Annotated in this window: 15 protein-coding genes; 5 read left to right on the forward strand and 10 right to left on the reverse strand. The window is 54.5% G+C overall.

The window, feature by feature from the left end; genetic code table 11:
- Positions 1–106: 106 nt before the first annotated feature.
- Positions 107–820 carry a Crp/Fnr family transcriptional regulator gene (locus HZS52_RS11505; RefSeq protein ID WP_190374786.1) on the reverse strand — a complete coding sequence of 238 codons (714 nt, stop codon included), beginning with the start codon at positions 818–820 and terminating at the stop codon, positions 107–109.
- Between the two features lie 198 nt (positions 821–1,018).
- Positions 1,019–1,738, reverse strand: a complete 720-nt coding sequence (locus tag HZS52_RS11510) for a Crp/Fnr family transcriptional regulator (RefSeq protein ID WP_190374787.1) — start codon at positions 1,736–1,738, stop codon at positions 1,019–1,021.
- Positions 1,739–2,195: 457 nt separating this feature from the next.
- Here HZS52_RS11510 and HZS52_RS11515 point away from each other — a divergent pair, with 457 nt between their 5' ends.
- From HZS52_RS11515 to HZS52_RS24630, 4 genes are all read left to right on the forward strand, one after another.
- Positions 2,196–4,070, forward strand: coding sequence for a putative bifunctional diguanylate cyclase/phosphodiesterase (locus HZS52_RS11515; protein WP_190374788.1), 1,875 nt, complete (start codon positions 2,196–2,198; stop codon positions 4,068–4,070).
- Positions 4,071–4,320: 250 nt separating this feature from the next.
- The gene (locus HZS52_RS11520; RefSeq protein ID WP_190374789.1) at positions 4,321–6,384 is read left to right on the forward strand and encodes a TonB-dependent siderophore receptor; all 2,064 of its coding nucleotides are present in this window, start codon (positions 4,321–4,323) and stop codon (positions 6,382–6,384) included.
- A gap of 168 nt (positions 6,385–6,552) precedes the next feature.
- On the forward strand, positions 6,553–7,896 hold the full coding sequence (locus HZS52_RS11525) for a serine hydrolase domain-containing protein (RefSeq protein ID WP_190374790.1): 1,344 nt from the start codon (positions 6,553–6,555) through the stop codon (positions 7,894–7,896).
- Positions 7,897–8,016: 120 nt separating this feature from the next.
- Positions 8,017–8,142 (forward strand): hypothetical protein, encoded by a 126-nt coding sequence (locus tag HZS52_RS24630; RefSeq protein WP_263365926.1) that lies wholly within the window; start codon positions 8,017–8,019, stop codon positions 8,140–8,142.
- 50 nt (positions 8,143–8,192) lie between these two features.
- Here HZS52_RS24630 and HZS52_RS11535 read toward each other — a convergent pair whose 3' ends face one another.
- Entirely contained in the window at positions 8,193–9,029 is an 837-nt protein-coding gene (locus HZS52_RS11535; RefSeq protein WP_190374791.1) for an ABC transporter ATP-binding protein, read from the reverse strand.
- A gap of 282 nt (positions 9,030–9,311) precedes the next feature.
- Here HZS52_RS11535 and HZS52_RS11540 point away from each other — a divergent pair, with 282 nt between their 5' ends.
- Positions 9,312–11,450 (forward strand): TonB-dependent receptor, encoded by a 2,139-nt coding sequence (locus HZS52_RS11540; protein WP_190374792.1) that lies wholly within the window; start codon positions 9,312–9,314, stop codon positions 11,448–11,450.
- An 84-nt stretch (positions 11,451–11,534) separates the two neighbouring features.
- On the opposite strand, the gene HZS52_RS11545 is transcribed toward HZS52_RS11540, so the two are convergent.
- The 7 genes from HZS52_RS11545 to sstT form a co-directional block, all read right to left on the reverse strand.
- Positions 11,535–12,572 carry a FecCD family ABC transporter permease gene (locus HZS52_RS11545; protein WP_190374793.1) on the reverse strand — a complete coding sequence of 346 codons (1,038 nt, stop codon included), beginning with the start codon at positions 12,570–12,572 and terminating at the stop codon, positions 11,535–11,537.
- A complete protein-coding gene (locus HZS52_RS11550) occupies positions 12,569–13,573 on the reverse strand; it encodes a FecCD family ABC transporter permease (RefSeq protein WP_190374794.1) in 1,005 nt (334 codons plus the stop codon). The genes HZS52_RS11545 and HZS52_RS11550 overlap by 4 nt, the downstream gene beginning before the upstream one ends.
- The gene (locus HZS52_RS11555) at positions 13,567–14,511 is read right to left on the reverse strand and encodes an ABC transporter substrate-binding protein (RefSeq protein WP_423250067.1); all 945 of its coding nucleotides are present in this window, start codon (positions 14,509–14,511) and stop codon (positions 13,567–13,569) included. The genes HZS52_RS11550 and HZS52_RS11555 overlap by 7 nt, the downstream gene beginning before the upstream one ends.
- A gap of 108 nt (positions 14,512–14,619) precedes the next feature.
- Entirely contained in the window at positions 14,620–14,955 is a 336-nt protein-coding gene (locus tag HZS52_RS11560) for an AzlD domain-containing protein (RefSeq protein ID WP_027958561.1), read from the reverse strand.
- A complete protein-coding gene (locus tag HZS52_RS11565) occupies positions 14,952–15,692 on the reverse strand; it encodes an AzlC family ABC transporter permease (RefSeq protein WP_039860494.1) in 741 nt (246 codons plus the stop codon). The genes HZS52_RS11560 and HZS52_RS11565 overlap by 4 nt, the downstream gene beginning before the upstream one ends.
- On the reverse strand, positions 15,689–16,219 hold the full coding sequence (locus HZS52_RS11570; RefSeq protein ID WP_022522427.1) for a helix-turn-helix domain-containing protein: 531 nt from the start codon (positions 16,217–16,219) through the stop codon (positions 15,689–15,691). Before HZS52_RS11570 ends, HZS52_RS11565 begins: the two co-directional genes overlap by 4 nt.
- 156 nt (positions 16,220–16,375) lie before the next feature.
- Entirely contained in the window at positions 16,376–17,596 is a 1,221-nt protein-coding gene (sstT, locus tag HZS52_RS11575; RefSeq protein ID WP_009288341.1) for a serine/threonine transporter SstT, read from the reverse strand.
- Positions 17,597–17,687: the final 91 nt, after the last annotated feature.

The raw sequence follows: 17,687 nt of genomic DNA on the forward strand, positions 1-17,687 counted from the left end.
AAAACGCTGCGTAATGAAGAGGCTAGCCAATGGCCTCTTTACGTAGCCCGTTGGCGTTGCAGAGGGGGCTTATTAAACGCTTGCTCAAGCGTTACGCTTCCAATCTTTATAACACCGGCAACATTTTGGCGTACAACGCGCAGTCTTTGCTATAGCACTCGCAGGACGCCTCGATCAGACCTAGCCGATCAAGCACCGTGATGGTTCCACGCTGATAACAGATTAGGCCACGAGCCTGCAGGGCGATCGCCGCCAGGGTAATGCCTGCGCGCCGAACCCCGAGCATCATGGCCAGAAACTCGTGGGTCAGATTCAACTGATCAGTCCCCGCACGATCCTGAGTCATCAGCAACCAGCGGGCGAGGCGCTCTTCAATCCGATGGAAGTGGTTACACGCCGCTGATGTCGCCAATTGGCTCATCGCAACATAGGTATAGCGCTTCAGGCGCTGATGTAATACGGGGCTGTAGAGTAGTAGACGCTGAAAGCTTTCAGCAGTCATGCGAAGGGCCGACCCCGCGCCTTGAACCAAAGCGATCGATTGAGATTCTTTGACATTGAGTACCAGGGGTATACCTAACATACCCTCCCGGCCTGCCATTGCCACTTCAAGCCGGTTGTCAGTGTCAATGACGGTAATCAACGAAATAAAACTGTCGATGGGGAAATAGACGTGGGTAAAAATCTCGGCGGGCTGGAGCAGTACTTCTCCAAAAGCAAGCTGCACTGTTTGACACTCCGCCATAAAAGCTCGTTGTTCGATTTCCGGCAGCTTAGCAAGCAGCTGATTGGCAGCGGAAACGCTTAAAATATACGCCATGTGCCTCTCCGGTTGAAAGAACCTGGCAAACGGCACAATGAAGGATTAAATCATTTTGATGTCGGCTGCAGATGAGCTGTCATGAGTGAAGTGACGGGCTATGTGCATATTAACATTCAGTAAATCAAGCGTCGGCACGCTAGCGTACATAGCATGGGAATGTTGGTTACAGGGAGGTTGATGGTGCGGGCTGAAGGATTACATTACGTTATGGTGGTTGAGTAGACGGTCATACTCACGCTTAACCACCGCATAGCATTCGCAGACTCGCTTCTCTAGCCCTGGCCTGTCAAGGACAGTGATATGCCCGCGGTTGTAGGAGATGAGCCCTGCTCGCTGGAGTTTCCCAGCGGATTCGGTCACGCCTTCGCGGCGCACGCCCAGCATATTGGCAATGAGCTCCTGGGTCATAATCAGTTTATCACCCTGCAGCCGGTCAAGGCTGAGCAACAGCCAGCGGCATAGCTGCTGATCGACGCTGTGATGGCGATTGCATACCGCTGTCTGTGCCATTTGCGTCAGCAAGGCTTGGGTATAGCGCAGAAGTATTTTCTGCATGGGGCCAGCGCGATAGAATTCGTTTTTGAGTAATTGCCCCTTTAGGCGATAAGCAGCGCCCGCACTTTGCACAATCGCTCGGCTTGGCGTGGTCTCTCCGCCCATGAACAGAGAAACGCCAACGATCCCTTCATAGCCCACTACTGCAATTTCTGTCGAGGCGCCATCTTCCATTACACAGAGCAGCGAAACGATGGCATCAAGTGGAAAGTAGACGTGACTCATTTGCATGCCTGACTCAGACAGTGATTGCCCTAACGTCAGCTCCACCCTCTCGAAATGCGGCAGTAAAGGGGTTAGCTCTTCTTCTGATAGCAGGCCAAGTAGAGCATTCTTGCGCAAACCTTCAGTTTCATGCATAGAAATCTCTCCCCCTATGGTTGGCTGTAGCGCATGTTCTGATTAGCTAATACCTGCGGCACTTCCTCGTGTATGCATAAATATGCATATATTTCAAAAATATAGAGCAATAGACTTTGATTGTAGAAGGCTGGCAAATAAAGTCTGTACGCTACCGAACCTAGGCGTGTTTAAGCATACCTCTACCACACCAATAGGGTAGTCTAAAAGGTGAATTTTGAGTCACTCCATCACCTATGTACGCAAGCGCACATTCGGCTAGGGCGTTATCCTGTAACGTTAAACTGGGTGAGGCAACGGAAATGCCAATGCAGGATGTTCCACTATGCGCTGCAAGGAGCGCAGCGCTATCTGTTTAATTTGCAAAATTTAAATGGCTTTTTCATCGGTAAAAAAAGATGCCCTCCGTTTGTTTAAAAGTAGGAGACTGGCGTTCTAGAGAATAAGGAGCGGATCGATGGCGTTGAAAAAGTACATGCTAATCGCTAACTGCCATATAGGAGATATTTGTCAAAACAATCATCCCATCGATCTGGAACATGCTGAAGCCCGATTGCGTGACGCTGAAGCCGCTTTACAGGACACTAGAGAGTGGGCTCAGTCGACGCTAAACTCAATTGGCGATGCCGTCATAACGACGGATCTAGAGTGTCACGTTACCTACCTCAACCGCGTTGCTGAAAACCTGACTGGCTGGATGAGTATTGATGCGTTTGGCAAGCCCTTGTCGCAGGTACTCACACTCGTTGATGGTCATACGTTCCTGGCAGCCCCTAATCCTGCGCAGCGTGCCATGGAAGAAAACCGAACAGTCGGGCTCGCTATGGATTGTGTGCTGATTCGCAAAGACGGGAGCCAGTTGAACATTGAAGACTCAGCGGCGCCCATCCATGATCGAGCCGGTTGCACTAAGGGGGCGGTCATTGTGTTCCATGATGCCTGCCAATCGCCTGCCCAATCGTTGAAGCTGGCCCACCAGGCACAACATGACTCTCTCACCGGGTTGCCCAACCGTGTCCTGCTCGCAGAACGCCTCTCTAGGGCTATAGGTCTGGCAAAACGGCATCAGCATCAGGTCGCGCTGATATACTTGGATCTTGATGCTTTCAAGCCTATCAACGACTCGCTAGGCCATGCGGTAGGCGATGCGCTCTTAAAATTGGTTGCTGGTCGACTTAGCGAATGTGTCCGGGATACAGATACAATATGCCGCCAGGGCGGCGATGAATTCGTAGTGTTGCTAAGTGAGATTGAAGAACCGGAGGATGCTGCCAGGATTGCGCAGAAAATCCTTAGTGCCTTAGCGGTGCCCTATCGAATTGATAACCATGAGTTGCATATTACGACCAGTATCGGCATCAGTCTCTATCCCGATCATGGCATCGATGCGCGAACTTTGCTCAATAATGCTGATACGGCTATGTACCATGCGAAGGGTAGCGGTTCTAACCATTTCCAGTTGTTCAGAGCAGACATGAATGAGCTGAGAGAGCAACGTAGCCAAATCGAGCTTCAACTGCATAGGGCGCTGAAGGAAAAAGCGCTCTTTCTTGAATTCCAGCCCAGAATAGACATTGCCAACGGCTACTTGTGCAGTACCGAAGCGTTGGTTCGCTGGCGCAATCCGGCGCTGGGGCTTGTACAGCCTTCGGCGTTTTTGCCTGTCGCAGAAGCTTGTGGGCTTATTCGACCGATAGGGCACTGGATACTGTTTGAGGCTTGTCACCAGTTACAGCGTTGGCGTGAGCAGGGCCTTGAAATCGTGCCTATTGCAGTGAATATGTCGGCCATGGAACTGCGCGATAGGTCGTTACCCGCTCGTATTACTGAGATGCTGTCTGAAACGAGGTTAGACGCACATTTTTTAGAGATAGAGGTCACCGAAAGTAGCCTCATGTATCACCAGGACGAGGCCGTAATAGCGACCCTGGTTGAGTTGAATAATTTAGGAATACGTATTGCCATTGACGACTTTGGTGCCGGGAGCGAGAGCCTGAAGCGATTGAAGTGCTTTCCAATCAACACGATCAACATTGCGCCCTGCTTTGTCCATGACATGCTAGAAAGTTTAGAGAACCTCAATTTTATCAAAGCCCTTATCAATTTTGGACAGAGTTTAGCTTTGCGTGTCATCGCCAAAGGAGTTGAGGCCCAGACACAGCTGGATCAGCTTATATTGCAAGGTTGCGATGGTGCCCAGGGCTTTTTATTCAGTAAACCCCTTTCGGCCAACGATTACCAAGCGTTACTCGTAGCTGGCGATCTCCGGTTGAAACACAGCTCTGCAGCGCCTAGTAATACTTTAAGCTCTAAGTTAACTCCCCCTGAATAAAGATCCACTTATACCTTTCGGCATTGTTGCACCAAGATGTCTGTTATCTTCCAGCGATAAACCAGTGTAATAAGCCACGCTCCAAGCCCTTTTGAGTATCTGCCCGCTATCGAGTAGCGTTGAAAATCCCCGCACTAAGCAATTGAAAGCAGCTATCCAAAAGCACTATCATGAATACTAATAACAACGATTATCATGATGTTTGTTGCTCTGTTTTCTCTTTGCTCCTAATTCCTACTGAGATCCTATCATGCCTCGTCTGCCGTTTGCTCGTCGTCCTTTGGCGCGCTCAATTTCCGCACTGATCCCTGTCACTGCGGCGCTCTTTTGCGCATCTGCCTATGCCCAGGAAGAAACCACTTCCAACGATACCGTTGTGGTCACAGCCACAGCGCTGAAAGTCGATACCCCGCTAGTAGAGACGCCACGTCCGGTCTCAAGCGTTGACCGTGAAGAACTGGAAGTCCGTAACGTCCAACAGCTAGATGAAACGTTCCGCTATCGTGCGGGCGTGTTGTCGGGCCATTACGGTAGCGATAACAATACCGATTGGCTCAAGGTGCGCGGTTTTGATCAATCGACTTACCAAGATGGTCTGCGTATCTACCGCGAAGGGTTTTATCAGTGGCTACCCGAGCCTTATGGTTTGGAGAGTATCGAGGTATTTAAAGGGCCTTCATCGATTCTTTACGGTGAAGCACCTCCTGGGGGCTTGATTAATGCGGTCAGTAAGCGTCCGACTGATACGCCGCAAGGCGAGGTTAATTTACAGCTCGGCAACCGCAACCACCGCCAAGTCGGCATTGATACCAGCGGGCCGCTGGGAGAGTCAGACGATGTGCGCTATCGTTTGGTGGGGTTATATAAAGAGCGTGACGGCGATTTAAACGCCACCGATAACGAGCGCTACTACTTTGCGCCGAGCCTGGCGGTTGATCTTAGTGAAGACACTACCGTTACCTTTTTAGCCAGCGTGCAAAAAGATGATGGCGTTCCCGTTAATGGCTTTAAGCTGCCCTATGGCACTGTAGAAAACACCCCTTTTGGCCACATCGACCCGCAAACCAACTTGAGCGAGCCTGGTTACGACCAGGATAAACGCACTCAGTGGGGGCTTGGTTATGAGCTGCGCCATGCTATTAACGACACCTGGTCGTTTGAGCAAGATCTGCGCTATAGCGAACTGGACTTAGAGCTGCGTAGCACCTACGCACTTTCCATGGTAGATGATCGACGCGCATCCCGTGGATTGGTTTATCGCGATGGCTCTATTGATAGCTGGACGATTGATAACCGCATGGTGGGTACTTGGTACGGTGATCGCACCGAAAATACGCTGTTGCTGGGGGTTGATTATCAAAACTTGAGCCTTAGTGGTCAGGAAGGGGATAACTATGCGTTCGGCGAGCCGATTGATATCTTTAACCCAACCTACGGCAACTTTACGCCGATTGCAGAAGAAGATCTGCTAACTCGGGAAATCGATAAAGAGCAGACCGGTCTGTATGCCCAAAACCAGCTGCGTATTGATGACCGCTGGGTGCTGCTGGGCGGCGTACGCTACGACCAAGCGGAAACTGATAACCGTAATCAAACCGCAGGAACCACTCAGCGCTCAGATGACGACCAAGTGTCTTGGTCAGGTGGCGCAATGTATCTGGGTGATAACGGCGTTAATCCTTACGTTAGCTACACCGAGTCATTTGATCCAGTGGGCCGAGTTGACGATGCGGGCGACCTGTATGATCCCCGTGAAGGTCGTCAGTGGGAAATAGGCGCTAAGTTGGCGCCGTTCGACTGGGATGGCTATGTAACGGCGGCGGTTTTTGATTTGGAAGAGACCAATACTCTAGTGACCTCTCCAGCAGGCTTCCAGGTACAAGAGGGTAAGCGTACCTCTCAAGGCTTTGAGCTGGAAGGTGTTGGTTATATTACCGATGCGTTAAAAGTCACCGCGGCTTACACCTACACCGACGCTCGCCTAGAAGGCGATGAGCGTGCGCCGTTAATCCCGCGCCACCAGGCTTCTACATGGTTGGATTACTCCTTCACCGGCGGCGCGTTAAATGGTGTGACGCTAGGTGGCGGTGTACGTTATGTGGGCAGCACCGTTGATACTAGCGTCGCCGACAACACAGCCGTGGATAGCTACACTCTGGTTGATGCCATGGTGGGCTATGAGTTTGCTGACGGCTGGCAGGCCCAGGTCAACGTCAACAACCTCACCGATAAAGAGTACGTGGCCAGCTGTGAGTACTGGTGCTATTACGGTGAATCCCGCAGTGTGATTGGCAGCGTGAAATATAGTTGGTAAAGCCCATTGCAAACCACAGCGCCCGGCCATATAGGTCGGGCGTTTGCGCATCTGGGTTATGTCTTAGGGGCTTGAGGTATATCTAGGTACGGTATCGTGTGTTTCTAGCTATACTGAGGACGCTGACTGCTCTTCTTCTATGCAGAACAGCTAACTCAGGAGTCAGTTATGCCACGTTTAATCCGTCGATTTAACAGTGTTTTTCCGCTTGCGCTGCACGCGATACTAGTTGGTTGGGCTTCCTCCGCCGTCGCGCATACACATGACAGTGGCATGTTAAGCGCCGAGGAGTCAGACCCCAACCGTTTGGGTTGGATGCAGGGATTTCCGCCTGTTTCTGAACGGGTAATTGGCCAACCTGACTCCAATTACTTTAGCTTTCCTAAAATGCGTTGGACGGTGTGCCACTTCCGCGAATTGCTGCCCACTAAACAGGTAAGCCGTGGGTTAGGATCACCTTCGCCGCTTACCTACGCGCTGGATGACGCTATCAATGATGTGATGTTTACCCCGCTTGACGGCAGTGAACCCATGTCATGGCAGGCATCCTTGAACGAGAATTACACCGATGGCTTGCTGATTCTGCATCAGGGGCAAGTGGTGTATGAGTACTATGCAGGCTGTTTAGATGAGGCGGGCCAGCATGGGGCAATGTCGGTGACTAAGTCGATGACCGGCCTGTTGGGGGAAATACTGGTAGCGGAAGGAGCGTTGGATGAAGAGGCGCTCGTCGGCGATATATTGCCAGAGCTGGCCAATAGCGCTTTTGGCAATGCCACCGTGCAGCAGCTGTTAGAAATGACTACAGGCCTTGCCTATAGCGAAGATTACAGCGACCCCAGTGCGGAAATATGGGCGTACAACGCAGCGGCAAGCCCACTTCCTAAGCCAGAAGGCTACTCTGGGCCACGCACTTACTATGAGTATTTAGCCACCGTGCAGCCGGAAGGTGAGCATGGTCAGGTGTTTGGCTACAAAACAATCAATACCGATGCGCTCGGTTGGGTAATTGCGCGCACCACGGGCGAGTCGGTGACGTCGTTACTGTCGTCGCGAATTTGGCAACGCATAGGCGCCGAGCAGGATGGCTACTTTACCGTTGACTCCATCGGAACACCCTTTGCTGGTGGTGGCTTAAGTGCAGGCCTAAGAGATATGGTTAGAGTAGGGCAGTTGGTGCTGAATGAAGGCGTTATAAATGGCGAACGGCTCTTTCCCGCTGCCGCGGTAAAGCGCATTCGTCAAGGGGGCAACAGGCAAGCGTTTTCCGCTGCAGGCTACCGCACTTTACCCGGCGGCAGCTACCGTGGCATGTGGTGGTCACTGCATAATGATCATGGTGCTTTCGCTGCCCGCGGCGTGCATGGGCAAACGATATATATCGACCCCACCGCGGAGATGGTAATAGTGCGCTTTGCCTCTCACCCGGTGGCAGGCAATGCTGCTAACGACCCCTCCTCGCTCCCAGCTTATCAAGCAGTGGCTGAGTATTTGTTGGAGAATGCACCGTAGGCTAGAGTTGCCAGTTTTTCTTTGTGGGGTAATTAAATGATGGTGACTATTACGGTGCATAATTTAGAGGGTGACCTCAAAGCGCAGCTCCGCATTTAGGCGGCGAGCCAGGGGCTCTCTATGGAAGAAGATATTCTTCGCAATACGCTAGTAAAGCCGCAAAAGGGTGGGTTGGGAAGTCGTATTCATCAGCGTTTTGCCACTGAGGGCGGGCTGGAATTAGCGTTGCCAAAACGTGTCAACTAGCTATCGCCTCCTCCTGCGTAAGGTGGCTTATACTTTTATGATCCGCAGCGTTATTGCACAACTGTCTCCGTTTTCGCAATGGATTGGCTGCGTTTCCGTGGCACACAAATCGGGCTGCCGCTTTCGGGGTCGTGGATCACATGGGCATCCAGGTCGAACACGCGCTTAAGGTTGGTGGCGGTAAAGACCTTGCTGGGTGCGCCGCTGGTAACGATACGGCCATCGCACATCATTACTAAATGATCAGCGTAGGCGGCGGCCAGGTTTAGATCGTGGAGCACCAGTAGCAGGGTGCGGCCTTTCTCATGGGCCAGGCGCGAAAGCAGTTCCAGCAAATCCACCTGTACCTTCAGATCCAGAAAAGTAGTGGGCTCATCAAGCAGAATCAGATCGGTTTGTTGAGCCAGCACCATGGCAATCCAGCAGCGCTGGCGCTGGCCGCCGGAGAGCGCATCGACATTGCGCTCGGCAAACTCAGTCACGTGGGTATAAGCCATGGCTTCACGAATAGCAGCGGCGTCTTGCTGAGCATTTTTCTGCCATAACCCCTGATGTGGAAAACGGCCCATCCCCACTAACTGCTTTACGCTCAGCCCCTCGGGCGCTACCGGGCCTTGAGGCAGAATTCCCAGGCGCTTGGCGACCTCCCGCGTTTTGCTGCGATGGATATCCTTGCCGTCCAAATACACATGCCCGCCACTAGGCGTAAGCGTGCGGGCAAGAGTTTTTAGCAGCGTCGACTTGCCACTTCCATTCGGCCCCAAAAGCACCGTGAGCTTGCCTTCCTCAATCGCAATATCGACACCATCCAGTACACGCCGAGTGTCATAGCCCGCGTGCAGGGCTTCGCCCGTCAAGCGAGGTGGCTGATGAGAAGGTTGAGTCATGAATGTGCTCATTGGGGTTGTTTAAGCAGGCAGAACCGTAAGCCAAAATATTCTCATTTTCAATACTTGCCATTGCTCAGCAAGCAATTGCTCACTGCTTTAAACGTCGGCCGTAGAGGAAAGAGGGGGTAAGAAAGGGGAGAAATAGTGTCGTTATCCTGAACGGTTCGTTCCGCTTAAGTAGACCTTTGTGACTTATATGCATAAAATAATCATTATTATTTAGATGTAGATTGCGTTTTAAGAGTAGGGTTCACTCAAAAGCAGGGGGATAAAAACTAGATGTACACTAAGAAACGCCAGGTATTTTGGCCTACGGTAACGCTTGCCGGTTTGGTAGCTGCCAGCCACGCTTATGGACAGGAGTCTGCTTCCACAGGATCGCAAAGCGGCGCCAGTGATGCCGACTCGACCATGGTGGTGACGGCCACCCGCAGCCATAGAGAAGCGGGCCAAACGCCGCAGCGGGTAACGGTCATTACCCGTGAGCAGATTGAGCAGCAGCTAGCGATTACTGATGACCCGGGCCAGGTGCTCAGTAATCTTATTCCCTCTTACTCCCCCAGCCGCCAAAAGCTCTCCAACGCGGGCGAGACATTCCGCGGCCGCGATGCCCTGTTCCTGATTGACGGAGTGCCGCAGTCCAATCCCCTGCGGGACAGCTCCCGGGATAGCTATACCATTGACCTTTCCATGGTAGAGCGTATTGAAGTCATCCATGGCGCCAGCGCCGAGCACGGATTAGGTGCTACGGGGGGCTTGATCAACCTGGTGACCCGGCGTGCCGAAGGCGGAGGCATTAGCCAGCACGCAGGCATTAGCCTGACCACGGACGATGATTTTCAATCCGGTGGGCTAGGCCACAAGCTGGACTACCGCATTAGCGGTCAGCAAGGCGACTGGGATTTCGTTGCCGCGGCGACGCGTCAGGAGCGCGGGGTTTTTTACGATGGCAACGATGAGGTGGTCGGTATCGCCTACCCAGGCGAGCTGCAAAACTCGGAAAGCTACGACCTTTTCGGCAAGCTGGGCTACTGGATCGACGACAATCAGAATATTGAGTTCTCGCTGAACCACTTCGATTTGGAAGAGGGCAACGACTACGTACCGGTAACAGGAGACCGCTCCGCAGGTGTTCCCACTACGGCACGCAAAGGCAGTCGTGACGGCGAGCCTGGATTTAATGAAGTGACCTCCGCTCGGCTTTCCTATTCCCACGCGGATTGGTTTGGCAACGAGCTGGATGCCCAGGTCTATCACCAGCGCTTTCGTGCACGCTTTGCCACCACGCCGTTTTTCCCCTATGTGGATAGTGCGGGGGATACCCAATACGACCAAACGCGAAATGAATCTGATAAAACAGGCGCCAAATTCACCTTGAACCGTGACGGCATGCTGGACGACCGTTTGGGGGTGACGGTTGGTTTGGACGTGCTGGAAGACGAAACAAGCCAGATGCTGGTGCATACCGGGCGTACCTACGTGCCGGAAAGCCGTTATCGTAATTTGGCTCCTTTTCTGCAGGGCCAGTTTAAGCTCGCGGATCCGCTCACGCTGCACGCCGGGGTGCGTCACGAGTATGCCGAACTTGATGTGGATACCTTCCAAACAATTGATCGCAGCAATGTCACTCAAGACAACGTTACCGTTGATGGCGGCAATCCCAGCTTCGATGAGACGCTTTACAACGTCGGCTTAACCTATCAAGCCACTGATTGGGCTCAGCTGTATGCCAACTACTCGGAAGGGTTTGGCATGCCCGACGTGGGCCGAGTGCTGCGCGGTATTGGCACGGCGGGCCAGGATGTGGATACCCTGCTGCAACTTCAGCCTATTGTTACCGATAACCGGGAAATCGGCGCGCGTTTTGACTGGGATGGCTACGGGCTAGAGATTAGCTACTATGAGTCCAATTCGGATTACGGCCAGCGGCTTACCGAGCAGAATGGTACCTGGGTAGGCAGCCGGGAGAAGACCGAGATCCAAGGCGTTGAGATTACCGGCGACATGCAGGTGGCAGACAAGCACGATCTATCGCTCTCCTATGCCCACACTGAGGGCAAGTCTGATCAGGATGGCGATGGCAGTGTGGATACCAAACTCACCGGTATCAATATCGCCCCGGATACGCTCAAACTGGGCTGGAGCGCTACCTGGAACGACCGTATCTCCACGCGCTTGCAGGGTAGTTACTACTTCGATCGAAGCGTCGATAATCCTGAACTTGATTTTGACGGCTACGGCTTAGTGGATGCTTCTCTAGCTTATCGCCTGCCCACCGGCAGGGTGTCAGTAGGTATCGAAAACCTCACCGATGAGGATTACCTCACTTACTACTCTCAAGCCGCACGCATCAGCGATGAGTACTACTTCACTGGGCGGGGCCGCACTTTCACTCTGGGGTACCAGCTGGATTTCTAGTCAGCCGCTTTCTATTTTCTATGTTTTGTGCTCGATACTGTTTGGCGGCGCCTTTGGGGCGCCGCTTTTTTTCGTCAATTCGCTCTAAAAGCGAGTTCGCGATCTATGCAGTAAATAAACGAAGAAGGGCGCGCCTATTCCGGCAACAAAGATGCCCGCAGGTAAATCTTTGGGCAAAAACGCTACCCGGCCCAGCAGGTCGGCGTAAAGCACTATCAAGGCGCCGACCAACGCTGATGTAGGCACCAGGCGTGCCATGTTCCGCCCCACCAGCCTAGCGGCCAGGTGGGGGGCAATTAATCCCACAAAGCTTAAGCCACCGGCAAAAGCCACAGCGGCACCTGCCAGCGCCACGCTGCAGGCCAGCAATACCAATCTGCTGCGCAGAATCGCCACCCCAAGCCCTTCGGCAACGCTATCACCCAGGGCCATGGCATCCGCATGGCGGGCGAAGAGTAGGCTGATAGGCACCGCGACGACTAACCACGGCAATAGGCTCCACACATCGTCCCATTGCGCCGCGTAAAGGCTGCCGGTTAGCCATACATAGGCGGTCATGGCGGCAGAGTCATCGCTGATCACGATTAACAGGGTGGTGCCAGCGCCCATGGCCGCGGCCAGGCCAATGCCGACCAGTACCATGCGCGATGGGCTAACACCGTTTTTCCAGGCCAAGCTCACCACCAGCAGTGCAGAAACCAGTGCTCCCAGCATGGCGGCAACGGGCAGCCAGTGAATGCTAAGGGTCGAACTCAATAGGGATAAGAACACCACCGCCGCCAGCGCCGCACCGCTGGTAATGCCGATGACATCCGGGGAGGCCAGCGGGTTACGCACAATGCTTTGCAGAATCGCTCCCGCGATTGCCAGGGCGGCGCCGACCAATACCGCTAGAGCGATGCGCGGAAGGCGCAGCTCCCAAATAATAAAGGTAATATCACTACTTAGCGGGGCTGCTAGTGCATTTAGCACCTGCAGCGGTGGTGTGGGAAAACTGCCTAAACAGAGCGATAGCCCGGCGCTTGCTAGCAATAAAAGGCTTAGCATCAGCAGGCGACGTAGTAAGTGATGACTGTCGCTTTTTGCTTCGCTGTTAAGGGGTAACGTGGCGTCTGCTCTCATTGGCCAGCCATCTTGCGTCGTGCCAGATAGATAAAGAAGGGCGTGCCGATCAACGCGGTCATCACACCGACCGGGATCTCCTGGGGTGGAATTAAAAAGCGCGAGCCAAGATCGGCCAGTAGCAGCAAACAGGCCCCCAGTAGGGCGCAGGCAGGTAGCAGCCAGCGGTGGTCAATACCGAACAGCCCTCGCGCCATATGGGGCACAATTAGACCGACAAAACCGATCATGCCCGCCAGCGCCACTGAGCTACCTGCCAGCACAATCACAATAAGCCCGAGCAGCAGCTTGATGGTGGTGGCCTGCATGCCCAGCCCGGTGACCATGTCATCGCCCAGTAACAGTGCATTGGCGTGACGTACCAGCAGTGCGCTGAGCAGCAGTGCTCCGCCGAAGAGCGGCAGTAAGGGCGCTACCAAAGAGAGGTCGCGCCCCGACACTGAGCCCGCCAGCCAGTAAAGCACGCTTTCAAAACTCTGCTGATCAATCACCAACAGCCCTTGGCTGAACGACACAAACATTGCCGTCACTGCTACACCTGCCAGCACGACCCGCAGCGGGGAGAGCTCACCGTGGCGGCCGCGGCTAAGTACTACCACCAGTACGGCCGCAACGAGTGCCCCTAATAGCGCGGCCCATACGTAGTGAGCGGGCGTGTGCAGCGGCAATAGCGAAACTGCCACCACCACAAAAAACATCGCGCCAGCGTTAATGCCGAGAATGCCTGGCGATGCCAGCGGGTTGCGTGTCATGGTCTGCATCAATGCTCCGGCAATCGCGAGGCTGGCGCCTACCAGAGCGGCAATCACCGCGCGGGGTAAGCGCTCAGTTAAAAGAATGATGTGGGCGATGTTGCTAGGGTCGTAATGGGAGAGCGAACCGAACAGAGCGGAGAGGGCGATCTCCGTTGTGCCTAACATCACGCTGGCGAAAAAGGCGCCTAGTGCCACCAGCACGCCAAGTAGCAGGCCAATACTTTTTGCGGCAGCACTGCTTAGCATGAAATAGGTTCCCCGTGGCCAGAAGAGCGAGGCAGGCAAGCCTGATGCGGCGCCGCTTCGGGTTGCAACAGCCCGTAGTGACTATACAGATCATCCAGCATGGCGTTGGCCGCCAGTATGCCACCACCCATCATCCAACTCACCGGCTCAACTTCAAATACGCGCCCGCTTTGTACCGCTGACAGCTGTTGCCAGAGTGGGTGGGAGGCCCAGTGTTGGTAATTATCTGCAATAGCGGGGTCATCGGGCTCAAGCAGAATAAAGAGGGCGTCGGCATCCAGCACCGGAATGTTTTCAGTACTGGAAAGCTTCATTCCCCAACTCTGGCTTTGCAGTGTATCCGGCTGATTAAAGCCCAGCTCATCAAGAATCGAGCCTGTAAAGCCGCTGGTATAGATGCGCACGTGGTCGCTTTTAAACCGCACCACGGCCACTTTTTGCGGCCACTCGCTGCTCAACTTGGCGGCGATCTGCTGGCGAAAGTCGGCGACACGATCATCCCATTGCTCAAGCAGCTCATTTGCCTGCGCTTCGCGGCCAGTAGCATTGGCCACCATGTTCAGCGTGGTCTTGAAGTTAAACACTGTCGGGGCAGATACAGTGGGGGCGATGGCCTCCAATAGCGGCGCTATTCGCGCATGGCGAAAGTCGCTGGCAATGACCAAGTCAGGATTAAGCCAGGCAATCTTTTCCAGATTGGGTTGGGTTTCCAGCCCCACATGCTCGACGCTATCAAGCGCATCGCGCAGATAGCGGTACATGGGCTTTTCCAGCCAGGAATCGACTACGCCAATAGGCGTCAGTCCAAGGGCTACGGCGCTGTCGGTAGCCCCCTGGTAAAGCGTCACAATGCTTGGCGGTTCCGGGGGGCTGCTCGGCGTGTCAGCGGCTGCCATAAAGGGCATTAGCGCCGCCTGCGTTAACAGCAACACACTCATAAAAACCTTCTTGCGATGGGTGTGTGCTTTTAACATTAATGTCACTTTACGATTGGCTCGGACTTAAGAGCCAGGATGATGGCATGACGTAAAAGCTAATGCAAAGCATTACCAAATGAAGGCCGCGACCTCAACTATCCCAAATACCGCGACGCCGGCCGCGACCGGCCAGCCAAGTGAGCGTACCCGCGACCACACCAGCAGCGTGACAGAAAGCCCGATGGCGGTGGCGATCCAGGAAACAGCGCTTGGGTTAACCGGTACAATGGATACCCCCAGCACGGCGGCAATCATCAGTGGGCCAAGAATACCCAGCCACTGGGGCATGTTATTAAGGCCACTTTCGCTGTTGAGGCGGCGCTGCATCCATAAAAACGGCACAACCCGCATCAGCAACGTGCCAATGGCAGAAACCGCGACCGCTATCCAAAGTGCAGTGCTCATGATTCACGCCTCCTGTTGGTGGCGAATCTTTGCGTATAGAACTGCGTGGAGTAGAAGCACAGCGCGCCGCAGGCGGCGGCTAAGGGAATCGCCACGTTGCCCCAGCCGACCAGGGTCAAACACAGCGCCGCTAAAATGGTGCAGCCCATGGCGACTGCCCAACGCTTGTCGGTAAAGCGCGGCGCCACCATGGTCAAAAACAGCGCGGGCAGCGCGAAGGGCATAATCTCACCCAGCAGCGGCCAGCGGGCGGTAAAGGCCTCACCGGCGGTAGCCCCCACCGCGGTGCCAATTATCCAGGCGCCCCAGGCCAGCAGTGATGCGCCCAAAAACCAACTAAAACGCTTTACCTCAGGCAGTTGGGGCAGTCGGGTTAGGGCCAGTGCAAACACCTGGTCGGTGAGGCCGTGCATTAACCAGGGCCAGTGGCGACTGCGCGGCAGTAGTCCCGCCAGGTTAGGGCCGTACACCACATGGCGCACGTTAATCAGCAGCGTCATCGCTACCACCAGCCACAGCGGGGCGCCTGTAGCGATCATACCGACAAATAGAAATTGCGAAGCACCGGCGTAAATCAGCGCTGAAATAGCCGTGGCCTCCAGCGTGCTAAAGCCGGCCTGGGTGGCGACTAAGCCAAATGACAGCGCCACGGGAATGTAGCCGCCCAATAGTGGGATGGCTTCTCGCACGCCCTGCAGCGCGCTACGAACAGGAGAGTGGCTGGCAGCTTGGCTCATGATGTTTGGCCTTCCAAACCATAGGTGATGGTCATCATCAACGTGGCCTCCGCTTCGTGGGTACGGTAAAGGTGCGGTTGATCGGCGGCGAAGGTGATGGCCTCTCCCGGTGTCAGTACCGTGGTTGCCCCTTCGGGCCCCGCTTCCAGCCAGCCGCTGATCAGTGTGAGTGATTCACGGGTGCCGGGTGTATGGGCTTCAGCATGACGCAATGTATGCGGTGCGCAGCGCATCCAGTAGGCGTCCACCTGAGGGGAATCCTTGCCTTGATCGATTAAACGCACCTGTACGCCATCTTCACCCAGCGGCACGCTGATTGGCGCTACCAGAGTGCCGAAAGGCACATTGAGCTGCACCGCCAGCCGCCAAATGGTATCCAGGGTCGGATTGCCGTTGCCTTGTTCAAGGCGACACAGGTTGGATTTGGCAATCCCCGCCTCATTGGCTAACTGCGACAGTGACCAGCCCCGCTCCAGGCGAAGTGCTTGAAGGTGCTGGCCCAACGTGTTGAGTGAGAGCTTATCCATAAGGCTGTCCGCTGTTCTTTATATAGAACGTTCTATATAAGGAACGTTCGTCTGTCAATGGCCTCGCTCGGCAACAATAGCCTTATTCGGAAGTGGCACCCTCTAGCGGCGGCGCGCTGGGAGTATGCCTAATGGGGCACTATGCCCCGGGCAGTGCTAGTTGTTCGCTTCCTTGGAGCGGCAGGCCGCTGCAGTAAACAGCACATCGGTAGAGGAATTGAGCGCAGTTTCGGTGGAGTCCTGTACCACGCTGATCACAAAGCCAATCGCCACCGCCTGCATGGCCACTTCCGTGGGAATACCGAACAGGTTGGCGGCCATGGGAATCAGCATCAGTGAACCGCCCGCCACGCCTGAAACGCCGCAGGCCGCCAGCGCTGAAACCACGCAAAGTAGCAGCGCCGTGGGAAAGTCGACGCTAATGCCTAGCGTATGAGTGGTCGCCAGAGTGATGACAGTAATGGTGATGGCTGCGCCACACATATTGATCGTTGCACCCAGCGGAATGGAAATGGAGTAGGTGTCAGGGTCGAGCTTTAGGCGGCGGCAAAGCTCCAGGTTCACGGGGATATTCGCGGCCGAACTGCGGGTGAAAAAGGCAGTAATCGCACTACCGCGCAGGCACGTAAACACCAGGGGATAAGGGTTTTGCCTGGTGGTGAAGTAAACCAGCAGCGGGTTGCTAACCAGCGCGACAAACAGCATACAGCCCACGATCACACCCAGCAGTTGGGCGTAGTTGAGCAGCGACTCAACGCCGGATTCTGCCAGCGTGCCTGCCACTAAACCAAAGATACCCAGCGGCGCTAAACGAATCACCAGTGTCACAATGCGGGTGATCGCTGCGGATAAATCGCTCAATGCTTGGCGGGTGGTATCGCTGGCTTGGCGCAGCATTAAACCCAAACCGATAGCCCAGGCCAAAATAGCGATAAAGTTAGCCTCCATCAGCGCACTAACCGGGTTGGCAACCGCGTTTAGCAGCAGGTCGCGTAGAACGCTAAAAATATCCCCGGGCGGGTTGCCGTCAACTTGCCCCAAATCTAACGTAAGCTCCGTGGGAAACAGGAAGCTGGCTGCCACTGCAATGAGCGCGGCGATCAGCGTGCCCACCACATAGAGCACCAGCACGGGGCGAATATGGGTGGGTTGACCTTTTTGATGAGCAGAGATCGCAGCGGCTACCAGTACAAACACCAAAATGGGCGCCACTGCCTGCAATGCGGCGATAAAGAGCTGGCCAAGTAGGGCCACGTCGCTTGCAATGCCCGGTGAAAACAGGGCGAGCACTACCCCGGCAACGATACCGATTAAAATCTGCGGGATAAGGCCCAGCCGAATAAGTGGCCGGAAAACGGTGCGGGCGGTGGCGATCATTGCGCAACTCTCAGGTAGTAAAAGGTGGGTGGCGTATCGGCGTTTAGCCGCTAACGCGCCTGAAAGGGGCGGTATTCTATCAGCTACGACC

Source organism: Vreelandella titanicae, assembly GCF_014697095.1.
Taxonomy (GTDB): domain Bacteria; phylum Pseudomonadota; class Gammaproteobacteria; order Pseudomonadales; family Halomonadaceae; genus Vreelandella; species Vreelandella titanicae.

Excerpts from the sequence above, each read along its gene's own strand:
- HZS52_RS11505 (WP_190374786.1), bottom strand. The coding sequence starts at position 820 with ATGGCGTATATTTTAAGCGTTTCCGCTGCCAATCAGCTGCTTGCTAAG.
- HZS52_RS11510 (WP_190374787.1), bottom strand. The coding sequence starts at position 1,738 with ATGCATGAAACTGAAGGTTTGCGCAAGAATGCTCTACTTGGCCTGCTA.
- HZS52_RS11515 (WP_190374788.1), top strand. The coding sequence starts at position 2,196 with ATGGCGTTGAAAAAGTACATGCTAATCGCTAACTGCCATATAGGAGAT.
- HZS52_RS11520 (WP_190374789.1), top strand. The coding sequence starts at position 4,321 with ATGCCTCGTCTGCCGTTTGCTCGTCGTCCTTTGGCGCGCTCAATTTCC.
- HZS52_RS11525 (WP_190374790.1), top strand. The coding sequence starts at position 6,553 with ATGCCACGTTTAATCCGTCGATTTAACAGTGTTTTTCCGCTTGCGCTG.
- HZS52_RS24630 (WP_263365926.1), top strand. The coding sequence starts at position 8,017 with ATGGAAGAAGATATTCTTCGCAATACGCTAGTAAAGCCGCAAAAGGGT.
- HZS52_RS11535 (WP_190374791.1), bottom strand. The coding sequence starts at position 9,029 with ATGACTCAACCTTCTCATCAGCCACCTCGCTTGACGGGCGAAGCCCTG.
- HZS52_RS11540 (WP_190374792.1), top strand. The coding sequence starts at position 9,312 with ATGTACACTAAGAAACGCCAGGTATTTTGGCCTACGGTAACGCTTGCC.
- HZS52_RS11545 (WP_190374793.1), bottom strand. The coding sequence starts at position 12,572 with ATGAGAGCAGACGCCACGTTACCCCTTAACAGCGAAGCAAAAAGCGAC.
- HZS52_RS11550 (WP_190374794.1), bottom strand. The coding sequence starts at position 13,573 with ATGCTAAGCAGTGCTGCCGCAAAAAGTATTGGCCTGCTACTTGGCGTG.
- HZS52_RS11555 (WP_423250067.1), bottom strand. The coding sequence starts at position 14,511 with ATGAGTGTGTTGCTGTTAACGCAGGCGGCGCTAATGCCCTTTATGGCA.
- HZS52_RS11560 (WP_027958561.1), bottom strand. The coding sequence starts at position 14,955 with ATGAGCACTGCACTTTGGATAGCGGTCGCGGTTTCTGCCATTGGCACG.
- HZS52_RS11565 (WP_039860494.1), bottom strand. The coding sequence starts at position 15,692 with ATGAGCCAAGCTGCCAGCCACTCTCCTGTTCGTAGCGCGCTGCAGGGC.
- HZS52_RS11570 (WP_022522427.1), bottom strand. The coding sequence starts at position 16,219 with ATGGATAAGCTCTCACTCAACACGTTGGGCCAGCACCTTCAAGCACTT.
- sstT (WP_009288341.1), bottom strand. The coding sequence starts at position 17,596 with ATGATCGCCACCGCCCGCACCGTTTTCCGGCCACTTATTCGGCTGGGC.